This is a genomic window from Streptomyces sp. NPDC107538 (assembly GCF_055657445.1).
In genome coordinates, this window is the sequence record NZ_JBVKAY010000003.1 from 867,654 (window position 1) to 890,793 (window position 23,140).

Here is a 23,140-nt window from a genome sequence, read left to right on the forward strand (position 1 = left end):
GCGGGTCGCCGTGGGTGAGCGCTGTCGGTGCTCGCAGGTAGATTCGAAGGGGCCGGTGTGCCGACCGCACATCCGCGCATACGGAAGAGACCGGTGGACATCGGCCGTCGTCGACGATTGCAGGAGTGATTCGCGTGGATCGTGTCGCGCTGCGCGGCCTCAGGGCCCGTGGGTACCACGGGGTGTTCCCGCACGAGCGGGAGGAGGGCCAGATCTTCGTCGTGGACCTCACGCTAGGCCTGGACACCCGGCCGGCCGCGGCCGACGACGACCTGGCGAAGACCGTGCACTACGGGGTCGTGGCGGAGGAGGTCGTCGCCGTCGTCGAGGGCGAGCCGGTGAACCTCATCGAGACGCTCGCCGAGCGCGTCGCCCAGGTGTGCCTGAAGCACGAGGGGGTCCAGGAGGTCGAGGTCGCCGTGCACAAACCGAACGCGCCGATCACGGTCCCCTTCGACGACGTGACCGTCACCATCACCCGGAGCCGAGTATGACCGCGTTCTTCACCGAGGGTCAGAGCGACCCGACCGTCCAGCCGGTGCCCGCCTCCGTCGTGCAGAAGGTGGACGAGGCCGACACCACGCTGCACAACCCCCGCCGGGCCGTGCTCTCCCTCGGCTCGAACCTGGGCAACCGGCTGGAGAACCTCCAGGGCGCCATCGACGCGCTGGAGGACACGCCCGGCGTCCGGATCAAGGCCGTTTCCCCGGTGTACGAGACCGAGCCGTGGGGGGTGGCGCCGGGCAGCCAGCCCTCGTACTTCAACGCGGTGGTCGTGCTGAAGACCACCCTGCCGCCGTCCTCGCTGCTGGAGCGGGTCCAGGCCGTCGAGGAGGCCTTCCACCGGGTGCGGGACGAGCGCTGGGGGCCGCGCACGCTGGACGTCGACATCGTGGCGTACGCGGACGTCGTCTCCGACGACCCGGCGCTGACGCTGCCGCATCCGCGCGCGCACGAGCGGGCCTTCGTCCTCGCCCCCTGGTACGACGTGGAGCCGGAGGCCCGGCTCGCCGGCCGGGGCCCGGTCGCGCTGCTGCTGGACGAGGTCACCGGCGAAGGCGTGTCGCCCCGCGCCGACCTGGAACTCCACCTGCCCGAGTAGTCGTTAAGGTCTACCGGGTCGGGATCATCCCCGACGCCGTCGGGACCACCGGCCGGGCCGACCACCCGGCGCCCGTGGGACCCGGCTTCCGTGGACCATCGGGCTCGTCGAAGGGGCATCGTGAAAGAGCTGCGCATCAGGACGCTGGCCGCGGTGTTCGTGGTGGCGGGGGTGCTGTCCTGGGCCGGGGCCCGGCTGTGGAACTCGGTGGGCACGCTGCCGAGCGTCCCGCTGGCCGCCCCGATCGTGCTCGCCCTGATCGCCGTCGTGCTGACGGCCACCGCGCTGTCCCTGCGCAGCCGGCTCAAGGCCCAGCGGGAGCGCCGGCCCGACGCCAAGGGCGTGGAGCCCCTGATGGCCGCCCGCGCGGTCGTCTTCGGCCAGGCCAGCGCTCTGGTCGCCTCGCTCGTCGCCGGGATGTACGGCGGTGTCGGTGTCTTCCTCCTGGAGTCCCTGGACGTCCCGGCCCGCCGTGACCAGGCCATCTACGCCGGGTTCTCCGTCCTCGCGGGCATCGGCGTCATAGTGGCCGCCTTCTTCCTGGAGCGGGTCTGCAAGCTCCCGGAGGACGACGACACGGGCGGCGGCGCGGCGCGGGCGACCTGACGCCGGGCGCCCGCTGTCCCTGCGGCTTCCTCACTCAGACGGCGTTGCTCGCGGAGCGCACGGCATGCGTACACGGAGCCGGGGCCTTGGCGCGGCGCCGCAGGAACCGGGGCAGGGCGAGGTTGACGAAGCCCTCCGCCTGCATCGCGGCGAGGCCGATGCGCGGGAGGTCGCGTGAGGTGGCGTAGACGACGAAGCGGGGCTCCCACCGCGGGCGGAACTTCGCGTTGAACTTGTACAGCGACTCGATCTGGAACCAGCGGGACAGGAAGACCAGCAGGCCGCGCCAGGCGCGCAGGACCGGTCCGGCGCCGATCTTCTCGCCGCGGGCCAGGGCCGAGCGGAACATGGCGAAGTTCAGGGAGACCTGCTTCACACCCAGGCGGGGGGCCGCCTGGAGGGCCGCGACGATGAGGAGTTCGTTCATCCCGGGGTCGGCGGAGCGGTCGCGGCGCATCAGGTCCAGGGAGGCGCCGTCCGGGCCCCAGGGCACGAAGTGCAGTACGGCCTTGAGGTCGCCGTACGCCCCCGGGACCTCGTCGGTCTTGTGCGCGGTGGCGATGAGGCAGTCACCGTCGGCCGGGTCGCCGACGCGGCCGAGCGCCATGGAGAAACCGCGTTCGGTGTCGGTGCCGCGCCAGTCCTCGGCGGCGCGGCGGATCCGGTCCAGCTCCGCCTCGCCGAGGTCACGGACGCGCCGTACCCGGGTTTCGTAACCGAGCCGCTCGATGCGCTTCACCATTTGACGCACGTTGCGCATCGCGCGTCCGGCGAGGGAGAAATCCGCGACGTCCACCACCGCCTCGTCCCCCAGTTCGAGGGCGTCCAGGCCGGTCTCCCGGGTCCAGACCTCCGCGCCGGTCTCCGAACAGCCCATCACGGCCGGGGTCCAGGAGTGGGCCTTCGCCTCGTCCATGAAGCGTTCGATCGCGCCGGGCCAGGCCTCGACGTCGCCGATCGGGTCGCCGCTGGCGAGCATCACCCCGGAGACGACGCGGTAGGTCACCGCCGCCTTGCCGCTGGGGGAGAAGACGACCGCCTTGTCGCGGCGGAGCGCGAAGTGGCCGAGCGAGTCGCGGCCGCCGTGCCGCTCCAGCAGGGCGCGCAGCCGGGCCTCGTCGTCGTCGGTGAGCCGGGCCGCCGGGTGCTCGGGGCGGAAGGCCAGGTAGACGGTGGTGATGGCGGTCAGCAGTCCGAGGGCGCCGAGGGAGAAGGCCACCGTCCAGGACGTGGTGCCCGCGTAGTCGACCGGGCCCTCGAAGCCGAACAGGCCGTAGATGACGTGTTCGAGCCGGTCCGCGAGGCTCGGGTCGCCGACCATACGGCCGGGGTGGGCGCTGACGACGAGCAGACCGAGGACGATCGAACCGGCGCCCATCAGCACGAAGTTGGCCAGCGCCCGCCAGCGGCTGGTCGGGTCGGGCAGGGCGCGGAACTCGTCGCGGTGGCGCACCAGCGGGATCAGCAGCGCCAGCGAGACGAGGACCCCGACGAGCGAGTGCCGGTAGGTGAACTGGGCGATCGCCCCGGCCGGCAGCAGGAACACCGCCGCGCGCCAGGCCCGCCGCTTGCGCCGGCGCAGACCGTGCGCCAGCAGGAGCAGCAGCACACCGACGCTCAGCGAGAGGGCCGCCGCGAACGGGCCGAGCGCGCCCGGGAGCACCTCGGCCAGCGTGTGCATACGGCTGTTCCTGAAGCGGGGGAACACACCCGCGGCGATGTCCACGAGCCCGACGAGCGTGCAGGCCCTGGCGACCAGGGCGGGCACGGCCTCGGGGCGCGGGCCGTTCAGCGCGCCGCGCACGGCGCCGTAGCCGCGCCGGACGGCGCTCGACGGGAGGCGGCTCGATCGGTCCGATCGGTCTGATCGGTCCGGAACCCCACCCGACATTTCCCCATCTGTCCTGACAGACATCGCATCCCGTAGTTCCGCGAGTGAGCTTGGATCCGGTGCCTTTTCCGGCATCCGGCGACATTGCGCCCTCTAGGACGGTGCCTTGGCGAGGGAGGTTCACTCTCCACCGGAAAGCTGAACCAAAGGGCAAGGAAAGACAAGGAATGGAAGGGCGGCGGGGGACAACCCGATGGGTCTCACGAGCAACAAGGTGCTGGTGCTGGCGGTGCTGTCCGCCGTGCTCCTGTTCATCGGGACGGTGTGGCTGTGGCCGCGGCTGGCCCGGCGCGGCTGGCGGTCGGTCGGCGGCCGGATCGTCGTCCTGCTGGCCACCCAGGTCGCCGTCTTCGCGTCGGTGGGCCTCGCCGCCAACCAGGCCTTCGGCTTCTACGCCAGCTGGGCCGACCTCCTGGGCCGGGAGACCGGACAGGGGGTGGTGGTCGACCATGACGGGGCCGACACCGGCGGGCCGTTGCGGGTCGTCGACACCGAACCGGTGAACGTGGCCGGTGGCGCCCGCCCCACGGTCGGCGGCCAGATCCAGAAGGTCGAGATCGTCGGCCGTACGAGCCGGATCGCGAGCCCGGCGTACGTGTATCTGCCGCCGGAGTACTTCCAGCCCCGGTACCGCACCCGCACCTTCCCGGCCGCCGTCGTCCTCACCGGCTACCCGGGGACCGCCGAGGCGCTCGTCAAGGGCCTCCATTTTCCGCAGACGGCCCACAAGCTGGCCCGCGACGGCAAGGCGCAGCCGATGATCCTGGTCATGCTGCGGCCGACCGTGGCGCCGCCGCGCGACACCGAGTGCGTGGACGTCCCGGGCGGGCCGCGGACCGAGACGTTCTTCGCCAGGGACCTGCCGGACGCCGTGGGCCACCACTACAGGGTCGGGAAGAAGCCCGGGAGTTGGGGGATCATCGGCGACTCGACCGGCGGTTACTGCGCGCTGAAACTCGCCATGCACCACCCCGGGGTGTACGCCGCCGGCGCGGGCCTCTCGCCGTACTACAAGGCGCCGATCGACGCGACGACCGGTGATCTCTTCCAGGGGAACAAGACGCTGCGGAACGAGGCGGACCTGTTCTGGTATCTGAAACACCGTCCGGCGCCCGACACTTCTCTGCTGGTCACCAGCAGCAGACAGGGGGAGACCAATTACAAGGCCACGCTCGCGTTCATCGAGCAGGTGAAGGAGAAGCGGCCGACCCGGATCTCGTCGATCATCCTGGACAGCGGTGGGCACAACTTCAACACGTGGCGGCGGGAGATCCCGGCGACGCTGCAGTGGATCAGCGGGCGGTTGAGCGATCGGTGAACCGGTGCATCGGTGAATCGGTCAATCGGTGAATCGGTGACGCGTCGGAATCCCGGGTGGGGGAGGCGGCAGATGTGGCCAAGGTCTATCTGGATTCACTGGCGTTGATCCAGTAGAGGAGTCGCCGGTGGGCGTGTCGGTGCACCGGCGGTGAGGGAGCTAGTGAGGGCTTGTGAGAGCTTGCGGGGCGGCTGAGTTTTTACGGCCCGGGGCACCATCATTCGCCTACGCGCGGTAAGTTTCTGGCCATGCCACGTGGACGTCACCGCCATTCACCTCCTCTGCACAGGCTGCTGCCCCCCACGGCGATCGCAGGCGTCTCGCTCGTCTGCGCCCTCGGGCCCTGGGTGTTCTCCGAACCGTCGGTGCTGCGGGTCACCGCCGCCGTCGCGGCGGCGACCGCGGCCGTGGGCGCGGCGGTCATGCGCCGCTGGGACGTCGAGGCGGGCAAACGGGTCGCCGACCTCACGCGCGCGCGGGCGAGCGACGAATGGCGTCACGAGGAGCGGGTCGCCGAACTGGAGACCGACCTCGACGAGTCGCGCGAGCTGCGCACCAAGCTGGAGCACAAGCTCCGCGCCAAGCGCACCGAACTGGCGAACCTCCGCAACGAGCACGCCGCGCTGCTGCGCCGCTATGCCACCGCCGAGACCGAGCGGGCCAGCGCCCTTGAGGGGCGCCGGCTGCTGGAGATCGAGGCGACGGCCCCGGAGGACGCGCGGGCGCTTCCGGCGGCGGACGTGGACGCGGACGCGGCTTCGGACGGCGACGGGGCCAAGGCCAAGGCCTCGCCGGTGCCGCCGCAGGGGGTTCCCGCGGCGGGGGCGCCCTGGGCTTCTTGGGAGACGGCTTCCAAGGCGGCGGCCAAGGCCGCGGAGTCCGCGAAGACCGGGGCTGTGGCTGCCCCGGCCGACGCGGCGGAGCCGATCTCCGTGTTCTCGCCGGCCGGTTCCTCGCTGTTCCTGCGCGCGAACTCGGCGTTGGACCGGATCATCACGCAGCGGGGGGTGGTGCAGGACGAGGGCGAGGGTGAGGGTGAGCCCGAGTTCGAGTCAGAGTCCGAGGAGCTGGTTGAGGCCGCCGCCGAATCCGAAGAGACGGTTGCCGGAGAGGCGGTTGCCGAGGAGGCGGTTGTCGAGGGGGACAACGTCGGCGGGGCTGACGAGGACGAGTCCGAAGAGCCCGCCGCCGACGCCGTTGACGTACCGGATGACGAGCCGACCGCATCGGACGGCGCTGACGGTACGGACGTCAAGGAGCAGGCGCCGAAGGGGGGTTCGGGTTCGGGTTCGGGTTCGCCCAAGGGGGGCGGCGGTCCCTCTCCCAAGGGTGATCCGGACGGGCCGACCGATGGGGGGACTCGGCAGGGACGTTCCGCCGAGGCGGCGGAGGAGCCGGCTCCGGTGCTCACCGCCGAGGAGGACGACGCGACGGGGAAGTCCGTGGCGGTCCGCGGGCATGAGCGCGCGACCGCCGAGTCCGCACCCGCGGTCGCCGCTCCGGCACGGTCGACCGGGGTGGGTGAGCTGACGCGCGTGGAGCCGTCCGGGCGGGTGGGGCAGGTGCGGCAGGCCGAGCAGGACGCTCCGGCGGCGCTGCCGGTGTTGCCCGCGCTGCCGTCGGCCGGGCACTTCACGGTGCCGACCGCCGTGGCCGTCGTGCCGGCCGCGCCGCAGCGGCGGGCGGCCGTCGAGGGCGGGTTCGACTTCTTCGGTACGCAGAAGGGGGCGGACGCCCTGGAGGCCGTGCAGAACGAGGACCTCGCCGACGTGGTCGGCCAGGAGGCCCTCGCGCTCCACAAGGCCGAGTCCGAGTCCCGGTTCAAGCCCGCCGACGAAGCCTCCCGGGGCATCGGCCAGGTCATCGACCTCACCGCCCACGACGAGACAGAACAGATCGACGTACAGGGCCTGCGCACGGCGGCGTCCTAGCCACCGAACGCTCTTAACGGCCCGCCGGCAAGCCCGGCCGGGCCCCCCGGCGAGACCGCCCCGGCCGATGCCGCCCCGGCTGATGCCGCCGGGCCGTCGGTGTGACCGCCCCGGGCGGAGCCGCCAGGCACGAGTGCGGCCGCGCCGCCGGGCCCGCCCCCTGCCCCCCGCCCCCTGCGGGCAATCGTGCCGCTGGGGCGGCACGGGTGGGCGCAGGCGGCGCCTCGTAACCGCCGAGCAGCGGGACCCACCCCGGTTCAGCCGAAGCCGCCGGGTGCCGGGCACAGGCGAGGGGTGCCGCCCCTCCCAAGCCGCCGGGCGCCCACCCACCGCCACAGGGACCCAGGCCACGCACCGCCAAGGGCCCCGGCACCCACCCGCCAAGCCGCGCCGCGCTACACCATCCACCGATCAGGCAACGCCTCCCGCCGCCCCGTCCGCGACCGTTCCGCCTGCGCGCGCAGCAGCCCGGCCGCCTCCCCGGCATCCCGCAGCCGCGCGGTCACCGTCTTGTTGGCGCCGGTGTCGACGCGTACGTCGGCGAGCCCCTTGTAGCGCTGCCAGGGCCCCTGGGACAGCCGTACGCTCTGCACCTTCGCGTGCGGCACGAGGTCCAGCCGGCGCCGCAGCAGCCCGTGCCGCGCCGCGAACACCGCGTCGTCGACGGCGAACCCGTACCCCCGCCACCACACCGGCACGCACCACCGCGCACGCCCCGGCGGCCGTACGAGCGCCCCCGCGCCCGGGACGGACACCCCCGGCAGCACCCGGGCGATCACCGACTCGGCCACCTCACGCGGAGCGACCGGCACGAGGACGGAGTTCGAGGAGCCGGCCACGTCCAGCTCGACCCGGACCCACCCGCGGCGCCGCCAGAGCAGCGGTTCGACGATGCGTACGGTCTGCACCCGGCCGGGCGGGACCGTCTCGTGGGCCCGGTCGAGGAGCCCGTGATCGATGCGCAGCCCGTCGGGGGAGTCGCCGACCGTCCAGTCGTACTCGCCGACGAACCGCCCCACACTGCTCGCCCCCGCCGCGCCCAGCAGCGGCAGCGCGGTCGCGAGGACGGTCCACACGCTCTCCGTGGCGAACCACAGCACGGACGGCACGACGACCGCGGCCACCAGCGTCCCCCAGGTGGCGCCGGTCAGGACCAGGGACATGGCCAGCACGCCCGCCGGGACCTTCAGCAGCTGCCGTACGGGCGCCTCACCGACCTCGTGCGCGGTGTCCGGCGCGAAACCGGCCGCACGGGCGAGGAGTTCGGCCCGTAGTGCGCCGGCGTGCGCCTCGCCGAGGTAGGCCAGCTCGTCCTTCTTGTCGGTGCCGACGACGTCGAGTTTGAGCTTGGCGACGCCCGCGATCCGGGCCAGCAGCGGGCGGGTGACGTCGATGGCCTGAATGCGCTCCAGCCGGATGTGCGCGGTACGGCGGAACAACAGGCCGGTACGGATGCGCAGTTCGCTGTCGGTCACCGCGAAATGGGTGAACCACCAGGTCAGGAACCCGTACAGGGCGGCGGCCGGGACGAACACCGCGAGCGCGATCAGCAGGGTCGAGGTGTCGAGCCGCAGCAGCTGCCGCTGCGCCCCGTCCGGATCGTGCACACCCCACCCGATCAGCACCGCCACCGGCGCCCAGGCCCGCCGCAGCGGCGTCACCGGATGCAGCCGATGCTCGACGACCGGCTTCGCCCCCGCCCCGCCGACGTCCTCCGCCCCCGACTCCTCGGCCCCGACGGCCCCTGGCTCCTCGGCCCCGACGGCCCCCGACTCCACGGCCCCGCCGCCCCCCGACTCCTCGGCCCCGCCGCCCGGCGTCTCCGCCCGTACCCCGTCGCCGGCTTCCGCGTCCGCGTCCGCGTCCCGTGCCGGCACCGTCACAGCCCCGCCGATCGGGCCTCGCCCAGCTGGGTGAGGCGGTCGCGCAGACGTTCGGCCTCGGCCGGGTCGAGGCCCGGGATACAGGCGTCCGTGGCCGCCGCGGCCGTGTGGAGCTGCACGCTCGCCAGCTCGAAGTGCCGCTCGACGGGCCCGGAGGTCACCTCGACCAGCTGCATGCGCCCGTACGGCACCACGGTCTCCTCACGCCAGAGCACCCCCCGGCTGATCAGCAGGTCGTCGGCCCGTTCGGCGTACCGCCACGACCGCCAGTTGCGGCCCAGCATCGGCCAGCCCCACAGCAGCAGGGCCAGCGGCAGCAGGGCGAACGCCGCCCAGGGCGGCCCCGCCAGCCAGCCGAGCAGGACGGCCGTACCGACGGTGATCGGCCCCAGCCACACCACCAGCAACAGCCGCCTCATCCGCAACAACCCGGGCGGCAGTCCGGTCCAGACCGGCTCGCCCTCCGTCCGTCCGCCACCGTCGTCGTCCACGGCTCCCCAGCCTTCCCGGCGCCCCAAGCTCCCCGTCTCCATTCCGCCAGCGTACGTACGACAGACTGTGTTCATGACTCCCCCGACGGAGACCCCGCAGACCACGGAGACCCGAGAGACGACGGTCGGTATCGGCGGTGCCGCCGAGAGCACGGACATGGTGCTCAACATCGGCCCGCAGCACCCGTCCACGCACGGTGTGCTGCGGCTGCGGCTCGTCCTCGACGGCGAGCGGATCCAGCACGCCGAACCGGTCATCGGCTATATGCACCGGGGCGCGGAGAAGCTCTTCGAGGCGCGCGACTACCGCCAGATCATCATGCTCGCCAACCGTCACGACTGGCTCTCCGCCTTCTCCAACGAACTCGGCGTCGTCCTCGGCGTCGAACGCATGCTCGGCATGGAGGTGCCGGAGCGCGCGGTCTGGATGCGTACGCTCCTCGCCGAGCTGAACCGCGTCCTGAACCATCTGATGTTCCTCGGCTCGTACCCGCTGGAGCTGGGCGGCATCACCCCGGTCTTCTACGCCTTCCGGGAGCGCGAGGAGCTCCAGAACGTCATGGAGGAGATCTCCGGCGGGCGGATGCACTACATGTTCAACCGGGTCGGCGGCCTCAAGGAGGACCTCCCGGCGGGCTGGACCGCACGCGCGCGCGGCGCCGTCGCGGACGTCCGCTCCCGCATGGGCGTCTTCGACGACCTGGTCCTCGGCAACGAGATCTTCCGGGGCCGCACCCGGGACGTCGGCGTCCTCTCCCCGCAGGCCGTGCACGCGTACGGCGTCAGCGGCCCCATCGCCCGCGCCTCCGGTGTCGACTTCGATCTGCGGCGCGACGAGCCGTACCTGGCCTACGGCGAACTCCAGGACGTCCTGAAGGTCGTCACGCGCGCGGAGGGCGACTGCCTCGCCCGTTTCGAGTGCCTCCTGGAGCAGACCCACAACGCCCTCGCCCTCGCCGACGCCTGCCTCGACCGGCTCGCCGAGCTGCCGCCCGGCCCGATCAACCAGCGCCTGCCGAAGGTCCTCAAGGCCCCCGAGGGCCACACCTACGCCTGGACCGAGAACCCCCTCGGCATCAACGGCTACTACCTGGTCAGCAAGGGCGAGAAGACCCCGTACCGCCTCAAGCTCCGCTCGGCCTCGTACAACAACATCCAGGCCATCACCGAACTGCTGCCAGGGACCCTGGTGGCCGACATGGTGGCCATCCTGGGCTCGCTGTTCTTCGTGGTGGGCGACATCGACAAGTAGGCGATCCGGCCGGGCGTCGCGGGGGAGCGAGTCCGGAACTCAAACCGCGTCATGGCCGAGCGGGTCCGGGATCCCCACCGGCTGCAGCAGCCAGCCGAACTCGCCCAGGCCGCCCGGCGCGGTCAGCTCGGCGGCCTCGCCCGCGCCCGCGAGGGCCCGTACGTACGCCGCCGGGTCGGTGGTCGCCAGGGTGAGCGGTGGTCGGCCCGCGGTGACCCCCAGGGCGCGCAGGGCCTCCCGCTGGGTGAGCAGCCGGGCCCCGGGCAGCGCGCACGCGTCCAGTGCCACATGGGCCGTGATGTCGCACGACCCGTCCGGGACCGGCGCGGTCTCCCGCCCCTCCCGGAACCCCGTGAGCGTCCCGAAGGGCGGCCGGGAGCCCGCGAGGTGCGCGTAGTCGACCGCCACGGCGAGCCCCCGCTCCACACCCGCCACGACGGCGGCCCACGCCCGGTCCCTGGGCAGTCCCACCTCGGCCCGCGACCCTTCCTCCGGGGCGAGCGGCCACCACCGGCCCAGCCACGCGGCCTCCTCCCCGCCAACGGGCCCCCCGAGCGTCTCGCTCCCGTCCTCCCGTACGAGCACCAGCCGGGCCACCCCCGCCGGGTCCACCTCGACGACGTCCACGGGCACGTTGTCCAGCCACTCGTTGGCGAACAGCAGCCCGGTGATCCCTTTAGGCGGTTCGGCGAGCCACTCGATGCGGTGATCGAGACCGGGGGGCCGCTCGGCGAGTTCGACGGCGTACGCGCGCGTGCGGGACGACACCTCGGCGGGGAGCGCGGCCACGACCCCGCTCACCAGCTCGCCGTGCCCGGCACCCATGTCCACGAAGTCCAGCCTGTCGGGCCGCCCCAACGCCTCGTCGACCCGGCAGAGCAGCCGCGCCACGGCGGCGGCGAACAGCGGGGAGGCGTGCACGGAGGTCCGGAAATGGCCGGCGGGCCCTTCCGGCCGCCGGTAGAACCCCGCGGGCCCGTACAGCGCCTCCTCGGCCGCCGCTCGCCAAGGCCGCGCCTCGCCAGGGGCGCGGGGCCCTGACATATGCGTCTCCGCCGCGTGGGCGCGATCAACCCCACACGACCCGCAGCCGCAAACCAACGCGTCCTCCCGAGGTCGTAGGCGATCCGTCACAGCGCCAGGCTAAGCGGAACGAACAACAACGCCTCCACCTTGGGGAGTACATGCCCCCGTCACGGATCGACCCTCCGGTTGACCCCGGCACACCGCCCCCTTCCCTACGCTGGGTTACGTGCAGCGCCTCTATGACTTCCTCCGCCGGCATCCGACATGGGTCGACAGCTTCTGGGCCGTCGTCCTGCTCGTGGTGACCCTGGCCGGCGGAGCGATCGACCCCGACTACGCGACCGACATGAACGAGTCCGCGTTCGTGGTGATCACGCTCGCCCTCTGCCTGTCGATCGCCCTCCGGCGCCGCATGCCCGAGAAGATGCTGATGCTGGCCGCCGCGGCGGGCATCTCGCAGCTGATCCTCGACGTACCGAGAATCCCGGCCGACTTCGCGATGCTCGTGGTCATCTACACGGTCGCGGCGAACGGCGCACGCTGGGCCTCCTGGTTCGCCCTCGGCGGCGGCCTCTGCGCGGCGACGCTGGGACAGCTGCGCTGGACCGAGGAGGACACGAGCACGATGGGCAACGCGGTGCTCGCACTGTTCCTGACCGTGCCGTTCGCGCTGGCCTGGGTGCTCGGCGACTCGCTGCGCACCCGCCGCGCGTACTTCGCGCAGCTGGAGGAGCGCGCCGCCCGGCTGGAGAAGGAGCGCGAGGCGCAGGCCAAGGTCGCGGTCGCCGCCGAGCGCGCCCGGATCGCCCGTGAACTGCACGACGTCGTCGCCCACAACGTCTCCGTGATGGTCGTCCAGGCCGACGGCGCCGCGTACGTCCTCGACGCCGCCCCCGACCAGGCGAAGAAGGCCCTGGAGACGATCTCCTCCACCGGCCGTCAGGCCCTCGCCGAGATGCGCCGGCTGCTCGGCGTGCTGCGCACCGGTGAGCACAAGGAGGTCGGCGAGTACGTCCCGCAGCCCGATGTCGAACAGATCGACGACCTCGTCGAGCAGTGCCGGGTCGCCGGGCTGCCCGTGGACTTCAAGATCGAGGGGACCCCGCGTCCGCTGCCCAGCGGTGTGGAGCTGACGGCGTACCGCATCGTGCAGGAGGCCCTCACCAACACCCGCAAGCACGGCGGTCCGAACACGGGGGCGAGCGTGCGGCTGGTCTACTTCGACGACGGCCTCGGTCTGCTCGTCGAGGACGACGGCAAGGGCGCCCCCCACGAGCTGTACGAGGAGGGCGGCGTCGACGGTCAGGGGCACGGGCTCATCGGGATGCGCGAGCGCGTCGGTATGGTCGGCGGCACGCTGGACGCGGGCCCCCGCCCCGGCGGCGGCTTCCGGATCAGCGCCCTGCTTCCCCTGAAGCCCGCACACTGACAAGGTCATGCCACCCCTGCCGCCCGTTGACTCCTGTAGACGCCGGCAGTCGGCGGCCGACATCTGACGAACGCGACATCCGTGGCTGTGAACGGAAGACGGAAGAGGACCCGATGGCGATCCGCGTAATGCTCGTCGACGACCAGGTGCTGCTGCGCACCGGGTTCCGGATGGTGCTGGCGGCCCAGCCGGACATGGAGGTCGTGGCGGAGGCGGGCGACGGCGTCGAGGCCCTTCAGGTCGTCCGGGCCACCGAGGTGGACGTGGTCCTCATGGACGTCCGGATGCCGAAGCTGGACGGCGTCGAGGCCACCCGCCGCATCTGCGCGGACCCGAACCCGCCGAAGGTGCTCATCCTGACCACCTTCGACCTCGACGAGTACGCCTTCTCCGGGCTGAAGGCGGGTGCCTCCGGGTTCATGCTCAAGGACGTGCCGCCCGGCGAACTGCTGGCCGCGATCCGTGCCGTGCACAGCGGCGACGCCGTCGTCGCGCCCTCCACCACCCGGCGCCTGCTCGACCGGTTCGCGCCGATGCTGCCGAGCACCGGTACGGAGCCCAGGCACAAGGAGCTGGAGCGGCTCACCGAGCGCGAGCGCGAGGTCATGATCCTCGTCGCCCAGGGGCTGTCCAACGGCGAGATCGCCGCCCGCCTCGTCCTCTCCGAGGCCACGGTCAAGACGCACGTCGGCCGCATCCTCACCAAGCTGGGCCTCCGCGACCGCGTGCAGGTCGTCGTCCTGGCGTACGAGACGGGGTTGGTACGGGCCGGCGGCCAAGGCTGAGCGAGGTCCGGGCCGCCCGCCCCTGAGCCGGGCTGGGGACGGGTCGCCCGCCCCGCCGTCGAGTCGCCCGCTCCGCCGTTCTATCTGAGCAGCCCCTCCAGGAAGTCGCTGCCCAGGCGGGTCACCGCTGTCACGTCCAGCTGGTGCAGTACGTACCGCCCGCGTCGGCGTGTCGTCAGGAGGCCCGCCTTCTTGAGGACGGCCAGGTGGCGGGATATCTCCGGCGGTGTCACCCCGTGCATCTGGGCCAGCTCTCCCGTGGTGTACGCGCTGCGGGCGAGGTTGCGGCACAGGCGCATGCGGGCGGGGTGGGAGAGGGCGGTCATACGCAGGGCGAGCTGCTCGACGGAGGGCGGGGCGGCGGGCTCGGCCGCGCTCACCGGGTACTGGATCACCGGCTGCCAGCCGAAGCGGTGCAGGACCGTGAGGTGGGGCCGGCCGAGACTGGTCGGCACGAACAGCAGGCCGCCGTCGCCGGTGTCGGTGCGGCTCTCGATGAGCTTGTCCACGGTGATGTGCCCGGTGTGCTCGTCCAGGGCCATCGAGGGGGACATGGCGGTCAGCGCCCCGGCCAGGCCCTTGTGCCGCAGCAGCTCGGTCTTGTGGCGGGCGTCCGCCGCGAGGGGGTGGCTGAGCCGGGACCAGGTCTCGGCGAAGAAGGCCTCGCCGCAGTCCTCCAGGAACTGCCGCAGCCAGGCCCGCACCGCGGGCGGGTCCTCCAGCAGCCGCCGGGCGAACCGCACCTGCAGGGGCCCGCGCGCGGCGGCCAGCTCCAGGGCCAGGCGTCGGGTCTCCGGGTCGGACAGCGCGTTGCGCTCGCGGGCGTCGTACCCCGGAGTACAGACGAACTCCAGCCCGGCGTCGGCGAACTGTTCGTCGGTCAGCTTGTCCAGCAGGTCCAGGTCGTCGGCGAGCGTCGCGCCCGGCAGGGTGTCCCGGCCCGGGATCCCGGCGTACGGCATGAACAGGTCCGAGAACGTCGAACGCCACAGGAAGTCCGCCTCGCACATACGGTCGGCGAGATACGGGTCGAGCCGCGCGGTCACCCCGGCCACCCAGCCCTGCAGCCCCGGATGATGGCCGGGCTCGGACAGCACATGCAACGCCATGCCCAACTCCGCCAACGGCGAGGGCACAACACCCACCCTCTCCCGCCGCAGCCCACCGACCCCGATCCGCACACTCATGCCCCCATGGTGCCCGGCCCCACTGACAACACCCCGCCCGAGCAACGGGGCTGAGGCTTCCGCGGGGGTACGGCCGAGGGGGTGGGTGGGGGCTGGTCGCGCAGTTCCCCGCCGAAAAAGCTAAGGGCGCAGCCCTGCTTTTTCAGGGGCGCGGGGAACTGCGCGAGAAGCCCCACTCAGCCGCACCCGACAACAAACCCCCCGGGCGCCGCGGTGGTGGCGGCGGGCGGTCCGCCCTTCCGCCCGGCGGCTACTCGCTCGCGACCTCCCCCACCAGCGCCACGAAGTCCGCCGCCGCCTTCTGGACGTCCGCCGGCGTCCACTCCAGCGCGGCGGCGCGGACCTCGATCTCCGTGACGGCCAGGCCCGGTCCGCCGCGGTCCCAGGGGCGGGCGAAGAGGAGTGTGCCCGTCCGTTCGCCCTGGCGGACCGCGGCCTCGGCGGCGACGTCGACCTCGTACGGCAGCCAGACCTGGAACTCGTTGGTGTGGGGCTCCTCGGGGTGTACGCGCGCCCACGGCAGCCCCGCCGCCGCGAACCCCTCGCGCAGCCCGGCGGCGACCACGCGCGCGTGGCGGACGTACTCCGGCAGCCGGGGCAGCTCGCGCTCCAGGCCGACGAGGGCCGACAGCACGGTGGGGAACTGCTGGAAGAGCTGACCGCCGTACCGGTGCCGCCAGGCCTTCGCCTCCTCGATCAGCGTCCGGGGACCGGCGAGCGCGGCACCGCCGTACGCGCCGAGGGACTTGTAGAACGACACGTAGACGCTGTCGGCGAGGGCCGCGATCTCGTCCACGGGACGGCCGAAGTGCGTGGCGGACTCCCACAGGCGGGCCCCGTCGAAGTGGACCACCGCGTCCCGCTCGCGGGCTGCCTCGGTGACCTCGGTCAGCTCCTCCCAGGAGGGCAGCACGAAACCGGCCTCCCTGAGCGGCAGTTCGAGCATCAGCGCCCCGAAGGGCTCGTCCAGGCCGCGTATCTCGTCGGCGGTCGGCAGCCGCGGCTCGCTCGTCAGATGGATCGGCCGCAACCCGCTGACCTGGCTGAACGCATGCCGCTCGTACATCTCGGGATGGGCGAGCGGGTGCAGGGCGACGGCCGGGTTCCCGGTACGGGCCGCCCAGCAGCGCAGCGCCACCTGCTGGGCCATGGTCCCGGTCGGGAAGAACGCCGCGGCCTCCGTGCCGAGCAGCGCGGCGGTCCGTTCCTCCAGGGTCTCGACGACCCCGTTGCCGTACATGTCGGCCGTCCGGTCCAGGTCGTAGACATCCCCGGCCGTGTCCAGCAGCGCCAGCCGCTCGCGGACCGTCGCCAGCGCGCTCGTCCGCGCCAGCACCCGCCCGGCCGCCCGATGGGCCGCCCGCCGCCGCTTGTACCGCAGAGCCACCGGGGACTCCTCGGCCGCCTTCTCCTCCCCGGCCGTGTTCCCCTCCTCGGCCACCTGTCCCTCCTCGGCCGGCTTCCCTTCCCCGGCCGTCTTCTCGTCCATGGTCGTCCCCGTCGTTTCGCTCATCCGGGGATCATCCCCCGGCCCGTCCCGCCCGGCACCCCGATTTCGCACCGGACCCCGGCCACCTCCGGACTCTCGGACGCGACCTGCGGAAACGGCCACCGGCCGCCCACAGCCTGTGGACAACCGAACGCCCCTCGAACCAATCGCGTTAACATGACGAGAAATCGTCCGGTACCCAGAGCGGACTGGAACGGGAAGGCCACCACCGAGTGAGTACATTCCAGCAACCAGAGCCGAAGGACCGCCCCGCGCGGCTCACCGTCGGTGTCGTCGGCGCCGGCCGGGTCGGCCCCGCGCTGGCGGCGTCGCTCCAGCTGGCGGGTCACCGCCCGGTCGCCGTCTCCGGCGTCTCCGACGCCTCTCGGCGGCGGGCCGCCGAACTGCTGCCCGACGTACCGCTGATGCCCCCCGCCGACGTGCTGCGCCACGCGGACCTGGTCCTGCTGACCGTCCCGGACGACGCCCTGCCGGGCCTGGTCGAGGGCCTCGCCGAGACCGGCTCCGTCCGCCCCGGCCAGCTCCTCGTGCACACCTCCGGGCGGTACGGCGCACGCGTGCTGGACCCCGCGCTCCGGGCCGGGGCGCTGCCGCTGGCGCTGCACCCCGCGATGACGTTCACCGGGACCCCGGTGGACGTGCAGCGGCTCGCCGGCTGCTCCTTCGGCGTCACCGCCCCGGACGAGCTGCGGATGGCCGCCGAGGCGCTGGTGATCGAGATGGGCGGCGAGCCCGAGTGGATCGCCGAGGAGAGCCGCCCGCTCTACCACGCGGCCCTCGCCCTGGGCGCCAACCACCTGGTGACCCTGGTCGCCCAGTCCATGGAACTGCTGCGCACGGCCGGGGTCACCGCCCCCGACCGCATGCTGGGCCCGCTGCTCGGCGCCGCCCTGGACAACGCCCTCAGGTCGGGCGACGCGGCCCTCACCGGCCCCGTCGCGCGCGGGGACGCGGGCACGGTCGCCGCGCACGTGGCCGAGCTGCGCGCGCACGCCCCGGCCACCGTCGCCGGGTATCTGGCGATGGCCCGCGCGACCGCCGACCGCGCCCTCGCCCACGGTCTGCTCAAGCCGGAGCTGGCCGAGGACCTCCTCGGGGTACTCGCGGGCGGGACGAACGGAACCACCGGAGCGGGCGGCACCGACGGCACCGAAGGGACCGCGCGATGACGATCACCGTGCTGCGCACCGCCGACGAACTGCACGCACGCGCGCGTACGGGACGCCGGGCCGTCGTGATGACCATGGGCGCCCTGCACGAGGGCCACGCCACCCTGGTCCGCGCCGCCCGAGAGATCGCCGGCCCCGCGGGCGAGGTCGTCGTCACCGTCTTCGTGAACCCGCTCCAGTTCGGCGCCGGCGAGGACCTCGACCGCTATCCGCGCACCCTCGACGCCGACGTCAAGCTCGCCGAGGTCTCCGGCGCCGACGTGGTGTTCGCCCCGTCCGTGGACGAGGTCTACCCGGGCGGCGAACCCCAGGTCCGGATCACCGCGGGCCCCATGGGGGAGCGCCTGGAGGGCGCCGCCCGCCCCGGGCACTTCGACGGCATGCTCACCGTCGTCGCCAAGCTGCTCCACCTCACCCGCCCCGACGTGGCCCTCTACGGCCAGAAGGACGCCCAGCAGCTCGCCCTGATCCGCCGCATGGTCCGCGACCTGAACTTCGGCATGGAGATCGTGGGCGTCCCCACCGTCCGCGAGGACGACGGCCTGGCCCTGTCCAGCCGCAACCGCTATCTGTCCGCCCAGGAGCGCCGCACCGCCCTCGCGCTCTCCCAGGCGCTGTTCGCGGGCCGCGACCGGCACGCCGCGCAGGAGGCGCTGCGCGCGCGGGCCCGCGAGGTGCCCGCCACCCGCGCGCGTGCCGAGGCGCTCAGCGCGATCGGCGAGTCCCGTGCCGCCGCCGACGCGCACGCCATGGCCAAGGCGGCCCCCGGCGGCCCCGCCGCCGTCCGCGCCGCCGCCCGGCTGGTCCTCGACGAGGCCCTGCGCATGAAGCCGCCGATCGCCCTGGACTACCTGGCCCTGGTCGACCCGTCCGACTTCACCGACATCCCCGACGACTTCACCGGCGAAGCCGTCCTCGCCGTCGCCGCCCGGGTGGGGACGACCCGGCTGATCGACAACATCCCCCTCACCTTCGGAACCTTCGGAGCCGCCTCGTGACCACCACAGGCATACGACTGCACGCGCCCGCACCCGGCTGGTCCGTCGACGCCGATGTCGTGGTCGTCGGCTCGGGCGTCGCCGGCCTCACCGCCGCGCTGCGCTGCGAGGCCGCCGGCCTGCGCACGGTCGTCGTCACCAAGGCCCGCCTCGACGACGGCTCCACCCGCTGGGCCCAGGGCGGCATCGCCGCCGCCCTCGGCGAGGGCGACACCCCCGAACAGCACCAGGACGACACCCTGGTGGCCGGCGCGGGCCTGTGCGACGAGGACGCCGTACGGCTCCTCGTCACCGAAGGGCCCGACGCCGTACGCCGGCTGATCGAGACCGGCGCCCACTTCGACGAGTCGGAGGGGGGCGTCCTGGAGCTGACCCGCGAGGGCGGCCACCACCGCCGCCGCATCGCCCACGCGGGCGGCGACGCCACCGGCGCCGAGATCTCCCGGGCCCTCGTCGAGGCCGTACGCGCGCGGGGACTGCGCACGGTCGAGAACGCGCTCGTCCTGGACCTCCTGACGGACGCCGACGGCCGTACCGCCGGTGTCACCCTGCACGTCATGGGCGAGGGCCAGCACGACGGCGTGGGGGCCGTGCACGCGCCCGCGGTCGTCCTCGCGACGGGCGGCATGGGCCAGGTGTTCTCGGCGACCACCAACCCGTCGGTGTCCACCGGCGACGGCGTGGCCCTCGCCCTGCGCGCGGGCGCCGAGGTCTCCGACCTGGAGTTCGTGCAGTTCCACCCGACCGTGCTGTTCCTCGGCGCCGACGCGGAGGGCCAGCAGCCCCTGGTCTCCGAGGCCGTACGCGGCGAGGGCGCCCACCTGGTCGACGCCGACGGCACCCGCTTCATGCTCGGACAGCACGAACTGGCCGAGCTGGCGCCCCGCGACATCGTCGCCAAGGGCATCACGCGCCGCATGCTGGAACAGGGCACCGAACACATGTACCTGGACGCCCGGCACTTCGGCGCGACCATGTGGGAGCACCGCTTCCCGACCATCCTCGCCGCCTGCCGCGCCCATGGCCTCGACCCGGTCACCGAGCCCATCCCGGTCGCCCCGGCCGCCCACTACGCCTCCGGCGGCGTCCGCACCGACTCCCACGGCCGGACCACCGTCCCCGGCCTCTACGCGTGCGGCGAGGTCGCCTGCACCGGCGTGCACGGCGCCAACCGGCTCGCCTCCAACTCCCTCCTGGAGGGCCTGGTCTACGCCGAGCGCATCGCCGCCGACATCGCCGCGACGCACGCCGGCAACGGCCTCCACGCGCGCGTGCCCCAGCCCGTCCCGTACGACGGGAAGCCCGCGCACCCGCTGCTCGCCCCGGAGATACGGTTCGCGATCCAGCGGACCATGACCGAGGGCGCCGGCGTCCTGCGCTCCGCGGACTCCCTGGCGACCGCCGCCGCGTCCCTGGACCGGCTGCACGCGGCGGCCCGCGACGCGCTCGCCGAGAACGGCAAGACGGCCGAGCCCGGCGTCGACACCTGGGAGACCACCAACCTCCTGTGCGTGGCCCGCGTCCTGGTCGCCGCCGCCCGGCTGCGCGAGGAGACCCGCGGCTGCCACTGGCGCGAGGACCGCGCCGACCGCGACGACGCCGCCTGGCGCCGCCACATCGTCGTACGGCTGAATCCGGACCGGACGCTCGCCGTACACACCACGGATACCGCAGACTTCCCCCCGACCCGGCCGCATCACCAGGAGCAGTGACAGACGTGAGCACCCCCGAACTTCCCCTCGCCTCCGCCGGCGGCTGCGGCGACGGCTGCGCCTGCGGCGCCGACGACGGGCTGACCGAGGAGTACCTGGAGTGCGGGCTCGACCCCGCGCTCGCCCAGCTCCTGGCCGACGCCGGGCTCGACCCCGTGGAGGTCGAGGACATCGCCAACGTCGCCATCCAGGAGGACCTGGACCACGGCGTGGACGTCACCACGGTCGCCACGATCCCCGAGGACGCCCGTGCCACCGCCGACTTCACCGCCCGTGAGGCCGGTGTCGTGGCGGGCCTGAGAATCGCCGAGGCCGTCCTCTCGGTGGCCTGCTCCGACGAGTTCGAGGTCGAGCGGCACGTCGACGACGGCGACCGGGTGGTGGAGGGGCAGAAGCTTCTCAGCGTCACCGGCGCCACCCGCGACCTGCTCACCGCCGAGCGCAGCGCCCTGAACCTGCTGTGCCGCCTCTCCGGCATCGCGACCGCCACGCGCGCGTGGGCGGACGCCCTGGAGGGCACGAAGGCGAAGGTCCGCGACACCCGCAAGACGACGCCGGGGCTGCGCTCCCTGGAGAAGTTCGCGGTCCGCTGCGGCGGCGGCATGAACCACCGGATGTCGCTGTCCGACGCGGCCCTCGTCAAGGACAACCACGTGGTCGCCGCGGGCGGCGTCGCCCAGGCCTTCAAGGCCGTGCGCGAGATGTTCCCCGAGGTGCCCATCGAGGTCGAGGTCGACACCCTCCACCAGCTCCGCGAGGTCATCGACGCGGGCGCCGACCTGATCCTGCTGGACAACTTCACCCCGATCGAGTGCGAGGAGGCCGTGGCCATCGTCGACGGCCGGGCCCTCCTGGAGGCCTCGGGCCGGCTGACCCTCGACAACGCCAAGTCGTACGCGGACACGGGCGTCGACTTCCTGGCGGTGGGAGCCCTGACCCACTCGTCTCCCATCCTGGACATCGGCCTCGACCTGCGCGCGGCCGAGTAGGGACGGGGACGGGCCATGCTGCTGACCATCGACGTGGGCAACACCCACACCGTCCTCGGTCTGTTCGACGGCGAGGACATCGTCGAACACTGGCGCATCTCCACGGACGCGCGCCGCACCGCCGACGAACTGGCGGTCCTCCTCCAGGGCCTCATGGGCATGCACCCGCTGCTCGGCGAGGAACTGGGCGACGGCATCGACGGCATCGCGATCTGCGCGACCGTCCCGTCCGTCCTGCACGAACTGCGCGAGGTGACCCGCCGCTACTACGGCGACGTCCCCGCGGTCCTCGTCGAGCCGGGGGTGAAGACGGGCGTCCCGATCCTCACCGACAACCCCAAGGAGGTCGGCGCCGACCGCATCATCAACGCGGTCGCGGCCGTCGAGCTGTACGGCGGGCCGGCGGTCGTCGTGGACTTCGGGACGGCGACCACGTTCGACGCGGTCAGCGCGCGCGGGGAGTACGTCGGTGGTGTCATCGCCCCCGGCATCGAGATCTCCGTCGAGGCGCTCGGCGTCAAGGGCGCCCAGCTCCGCAAGATCGAGGTCGCCCGGCCGCGCAGTGTGATCGGCAAGAACACGGTCGAGGCGATGCAGTCCGGGATCGTGTACGGGTTCGCCGGGCAGGTCGACGGGGTCGTGAGCCGCATGGTCCGCGAACTGGCCGACGACCCCGAGGAGGTGACGGTGATCGCGACGGGTGGGCTCGCGCCGATGGTCCTGGGCGAGTCCTCGGTGATCGACGAACACGAGCCGTGGCTGACACTGATCGGGCTGCGGCTGGTGTACGAGCGGAACGTCTCGCGGCTCTGAGGGCGCGGGAGGGGGTGGGGGGTTCGGTGCGTGGGCGGGTGCGGGCCGGTGGGGGCTGGTGGGGGCTGGTCGCGCAGTTCCCCGCGCCCCTAAAAGACACAGGCCCCCGCGGCCCTGAAAGGCGACCGGCTGCGGGCCTGAAAAGCATGGGGCGCAGCCCCTGCTTTTCAGGGGCGCGGGGAACTGCGCGAGAAGCCCCACCGGGCCCGCACTCGCCCACGCACCCGACGCCCCCAACCCCCTCCCGCGCCCCCGTCCACCCAGGCGAGTGGTCCCCGGCGCCACACGCCCCCCATCGACCCTCTTTTGTCTGATTAGCGCGTATCGTCGCGGCATGCCCACGCCCCACGGAACCCGCGGTGGCATGGCGTTCGGTGCGGAGGAGCTGCGTGTGCTCCGTCGTGCCCTCGCCCTTGCCCTCAACCCCAGCCCCGCCTCGGCGGAGGAGGTGCAGGACTGCCTCCGGCTCGCCGAGTCCGTCGACGAGGCGACCCGCGAGGACGCCCGTCTGAGGGCCTTCCTGCTGGCCGACCTCGCCCGCTACCGCGCCGCGCTCCCCGGCACGGTCACGGGCTACGCGGCGCTCCTCACCCAGGCCCTGGACGCCGGGTACCACCCCCACCCGGACGACCTCGCCGCCCTGCGCGCGCTGCGCGGCAACCCCACCGCCGCGGCCCTCCTGGAGCGCTGCCGCCCCGTCGTCGAAGAGGACGTGCGCGCCCGCTTCGCGGGGCGCGCGGCCGTCTCGGCCGTGGTCGTGCCCGCCTCTCGCTCCGGCTCCGGCCGCTCCCGGCTCCGCCTCACCGCCCTCCCCGGCGGCCTCGCGGAGCGGGACGTCCACGCGCGCGGTGCCGCCGACCAGCCGAAGCCGGCCCGGCCGGCCCGCCCCGCGCAGCCCGCCGAGAAACCCGGCCCGGTGCCCCGCCCCGACGCCCCGAGCCCGGTCCGCCGCCCCATCCCCACGCCCGGCGAGGTCTTCCCGCCCAAGCGGAAACCGGCCGCCCCGCCCGCGAAGCCGCCCCAGCAGCTGGCCGCCGTCTAGCCCTGG

20 protein-coding genes are annotated in these 23,140 nt (G+C 73.3%); 14 read left to right on the forward strand and 6 right to left on the reverse strand.

All coding sequences use genetic code 11. The annotated features are described in order from the left end of the window. Positions 1-134: 134 nt before the first annotated feature. The 3 genes from folB (at position 135) to ACZ7MG_RS14365 (ending at position 1,708) form a co-directional block, all read left to right on the forward strand. A complete protein-coding gene (gene folB, locus ACZ7MG_RS14355; RefSeq protein WP_471390516.1) occupies positions 135-494 on the forward strand; it encodes a dihydroneopterin aldolase in 360 nt (119 codons plus the stop codon). Then, positions 491-1,102: a 2-amino-4-hydroxy-6-hydroxymethyldihydropteridine diphosphokinase gene (folK, locus tag ACZ7MG_RS14360; protein WP_471390518.1), complete on the forward strand. Its 612-nt coding sequence runs from the start codon at positions 491-493 to the stop codon at positions 1,100-1,102. Before folB ends, folK begins: the two co-directional genes overlap by 4 nt. A 120-nt stretch (positions 1,103-1,222) precedes the next feature. Then, positions 1,223-1,708 carry a DUF3180 domain-containing protein gene (locus ACZ7MG_RS14365; protein WP_471390520.1) on the forward strand — a complete coding sequence of 162 codons (486 nt, stop codon included), beginning with the start codon at positions 1,223-1,225 and terminating at the stop codon, positions 1,706-1,708. Between the two features lie 34 nt (positions 1,709-1,742). On the opposite strand, the gene ACZ7MG_RS14370 is transcribed toward ACZ7MG_RS14365, so the two are convergent. Then, a complete protein-coding gene (locus tag ACZ7MG_RS14370) occupies positions 1,743-3,599 on the reverse strand; it encodes a phosphatidylglycerol lysyltransferase domain-containing protein (RefSeq protein ID WP_471390523.1) in 1,857 nt (618 codons plus the stop codon). A 193-nt stretch (positions 3,600-3,792) separates the two neighbouring features. Between ACZ7MG_RS14370 and ACZ7MG_RS14375 the strand changes: the two genes are divergently transcribed. Both ACZ7MG_RS14375 and ACZ7MG_RS14380 read left to right on the forward strand, forming a co-directional pair. Continuing rightward, positions 3,793-4,917: an alpha/beta hydrolase gene (locus tag ACZ7MG_RS14375; protein ID WP_471390526.1), complete on the forward strand. Its 1,125-nt coding sequence runs from the start codon at positions 3,793-3,795 to the stop codon at positions 4,915-4,917. Between the two features lie 248 nt (positions 4,918-5,165). Then, positions 5,166-6,848, forward strand: coding sequence for a hypothetical protein (locus ACZ7MG_RS14380; RefSeq protein WP_471390529.1), 1,683 nt, complete (start codon positions 5,166-5,168; stop codon positions 6,846-6,848). A gap of 395 nt (positions 6,849-7,243) precedes the next feature. On the opposite strand, the gene ACZ7MG_RS14385 is transcribed toward ACZ7MG_RS14380, so the two are convergent. Both ACZ7MG_RS14385 and ACZ7MG_RS14390 read right to left on the reverse strand, forming a co-directional pair. Further along, the gene (locus ACZ7MG_RS14385; RefSeq protein WP_471390667.1) at positions 7,244-8,518 is read right to left on the reverse strand and encodes a PH domain-containing protein; all 1,275 of its coding nucleotides are present in this window, start codon (positions 8,516-8,518) and stop codon (positions 7,244-7,246) included. 209 nt (positions 8,519-8,727) lie between these two features. Further along, complete coding sequence (locus ACZ7MG_RS14390; protein ID WP_471390531.1) at positions 8,728-9,264, reverse strand: PH domain-containing protein; 537 nt, start codon at positions 9,262-9,264, stop codon at positions 8,728-8,730. 31 nt (positions 9,265-9,295) lie between these two features. Here ACZ7MG_RS14390 and ACZ7MG_RS14395 point away from each other — a divergent pair, with 31 nt between their 5' ends. Beyond that, positions 9,296-10,474, forward strand: a complete 1,179-nt coding sequence (locus tag ACZ7MG_RS14395) for an NADH-quinone oxidoreductase subunit D (RefSeq protein ID WP_471390534.1) — start codon at positions 9,296-9,298, stop codon at positions 10,472-10,474. A gap of 39 nt (positions 10,475-10,513) precedes the next feature. On the opposite strand, the gene ACZ7MG_RS14400 is transcribed toward ACZ7MG_RS14395, so the two are convergent. Beyond that, positions 10,514-11,518 carry an SAM-dependent methyltransferase gene (locus ACZ7MG_RS14400; RefSeq protein ID WP_471390536.1) on the reverse strand — a complete coding sequence of 335 codons (1,005 nt, stop codon included), beginning with the start codon at positions 11,516-11,518 and terminating at the stop codon, positions 10,514-10,516. A gap of 208 nt (positions 11,519-11,726) precedes the next feature. Here ACZ7MG_RS14400 and ACZ7MG_RS14405 point away from each other — a divergent pair, with 208 nt between their 5' ends. Next, positions 11,727-12,929 carry a sensor histidine kinase gene (locus ACZ7MG_RS14405; protein ID WP_471390539.1) on the forward strand — a complete coding sequence of 401 codons (1,203 nt, stop codon included), beginning with the start codon at positions 11,727-11,729 and terminating at the stop codon, positions 12,927-12,929. Between the two features lie 113 nt (positions 12,930-13,042). Then, positions 13,043-13,714 (forward strand): response regulator transcription factor, encoded by a 672-nt coding sequence (locus tag ACZ7MG_RS14410; RefSeq protein WP_471390541.1) that lies wholly within the window; start codon positions 13,043-13,045, stop codon positions 13,712-13,714. A gap of 80 nt (positions 13,715-13,794) precedes the next feature. Here the strand turns inward: ACZ7MG_RS14410 and ACZ7MG_RS14415 are convergent, their stop codons facing one another. Together ACZ7MG_RS14415 and ACZ7MG_RS14420 are read right to left on the reverse strand one after the other, a co-directional pair. Beyond that, entirely contained in the window at positions 13,795-14,901 is a 1,107-nt protein-coding gene (locus ACZ7MG_RS14415) for a DUF5937 family protein (protein ID WP_471390544.1), read from the reverse strand. A 250-nt stretch (positions 14,902-15,151) separates the two neighbouring features. Continuing rightward, positions 15,152-16,414 (reverse strand): threonine aldolase family protein, encoded by a 1,263-nt coding sequence (locus ACZ7MG_RS14420; RefSeq protein WP_471390546.1) that lies wholly within the window; start codon positions 16,412-16,414, stop codon positions 15,152-15,154. Between the two features lie 209 nt (positions 16,415-16,623). Between ACZ7MG_RS14420 and ACZ7MG_RS14425 the strand changes: the two genes are divergently transcribed. The 6 genes from ACZ7MG_RS14425 (at position 16,624) to ACZ7MG_RS14450 (ending at position 23,134) form a co-directional block, all read left to right on the forward strand. Continuing rightward, positions 16,624-17,580: a Rossmann-like and DUF2520 domain-containing protein gene (locus tag ACZ7MG_RS14425; protein WP_471390549.1), complete on the forward strand. Its 957-nt coding sequence runs from the start codon at positions 16,624-16,626 to the stop codon at positions 17,578-17,580. Beyond that, on the forward strand, positions 17,577-18,578 hold the full coding sequence (gene panC / locus ACZ7MG_RS14430; protein ID WP_471390551.1) for a pantoate--beta-alanine ligase: 1,002 nt from the start codon (positions 17,577-17,579) through the stop codon (positions 18,576-18,578). Before ACZ7MG_RS14425 ends, panC begins: the two co-directional genes overlap by 4 nt. Then, complete coding sequence (locus tag ACZ7MG_RS14435) at positions 18,575-20,290, forward strand: L-aspartate oxidase (protein WP_471390554.1); 1,716 nt, start codon at positions 18,575-18,577, stop codon at positions 20,288-20,290. The genes panC and ACZ7MG_RS14435 overlap by 4 nt, the downstream gene beginning before the upstream one ends. Before the next feature lie 5 nt (positions 20,291-20,295). Next, positions 20,296-21,279, forward strand: coding sequence for a carboxylating nicotinate-nucleotide diphosphorylase (gene nadC / locus ACZ7MG_RS14440; protein ID WP_471390556.1), 984 nt, complete (start codon positions 20,296-20,298; stop codon positions 21,277-21,279). Positions 21,280-21,294: 15 nt separating this feature from the next. Next, on the forward strand, positions 21,295-22,092 hold the full coding sequence (locus ACZ7MG_RS14445; protein ID WP_319761452.1) for a type III pantothenate kinase: 798 nt from the start codon (positions 21,295-21,297) through the stop codon (positions 22,090-22,092). A gap of 334 nt (positions 22,093-22,426) precedes the next feature. Further along, complete coding sequence (locus tag ACZ7MG_RS14450) at positions 22,427-23,134, forward strand: hypothetical protein (protein ID WP_471390559.1); 708 nt, start codon at positions 22,427-22,429, stop codon at positions 23,132-23,134. The last annotated feature ends 6 nt before the right edge of the window (positions 23,135-23,140 follow it).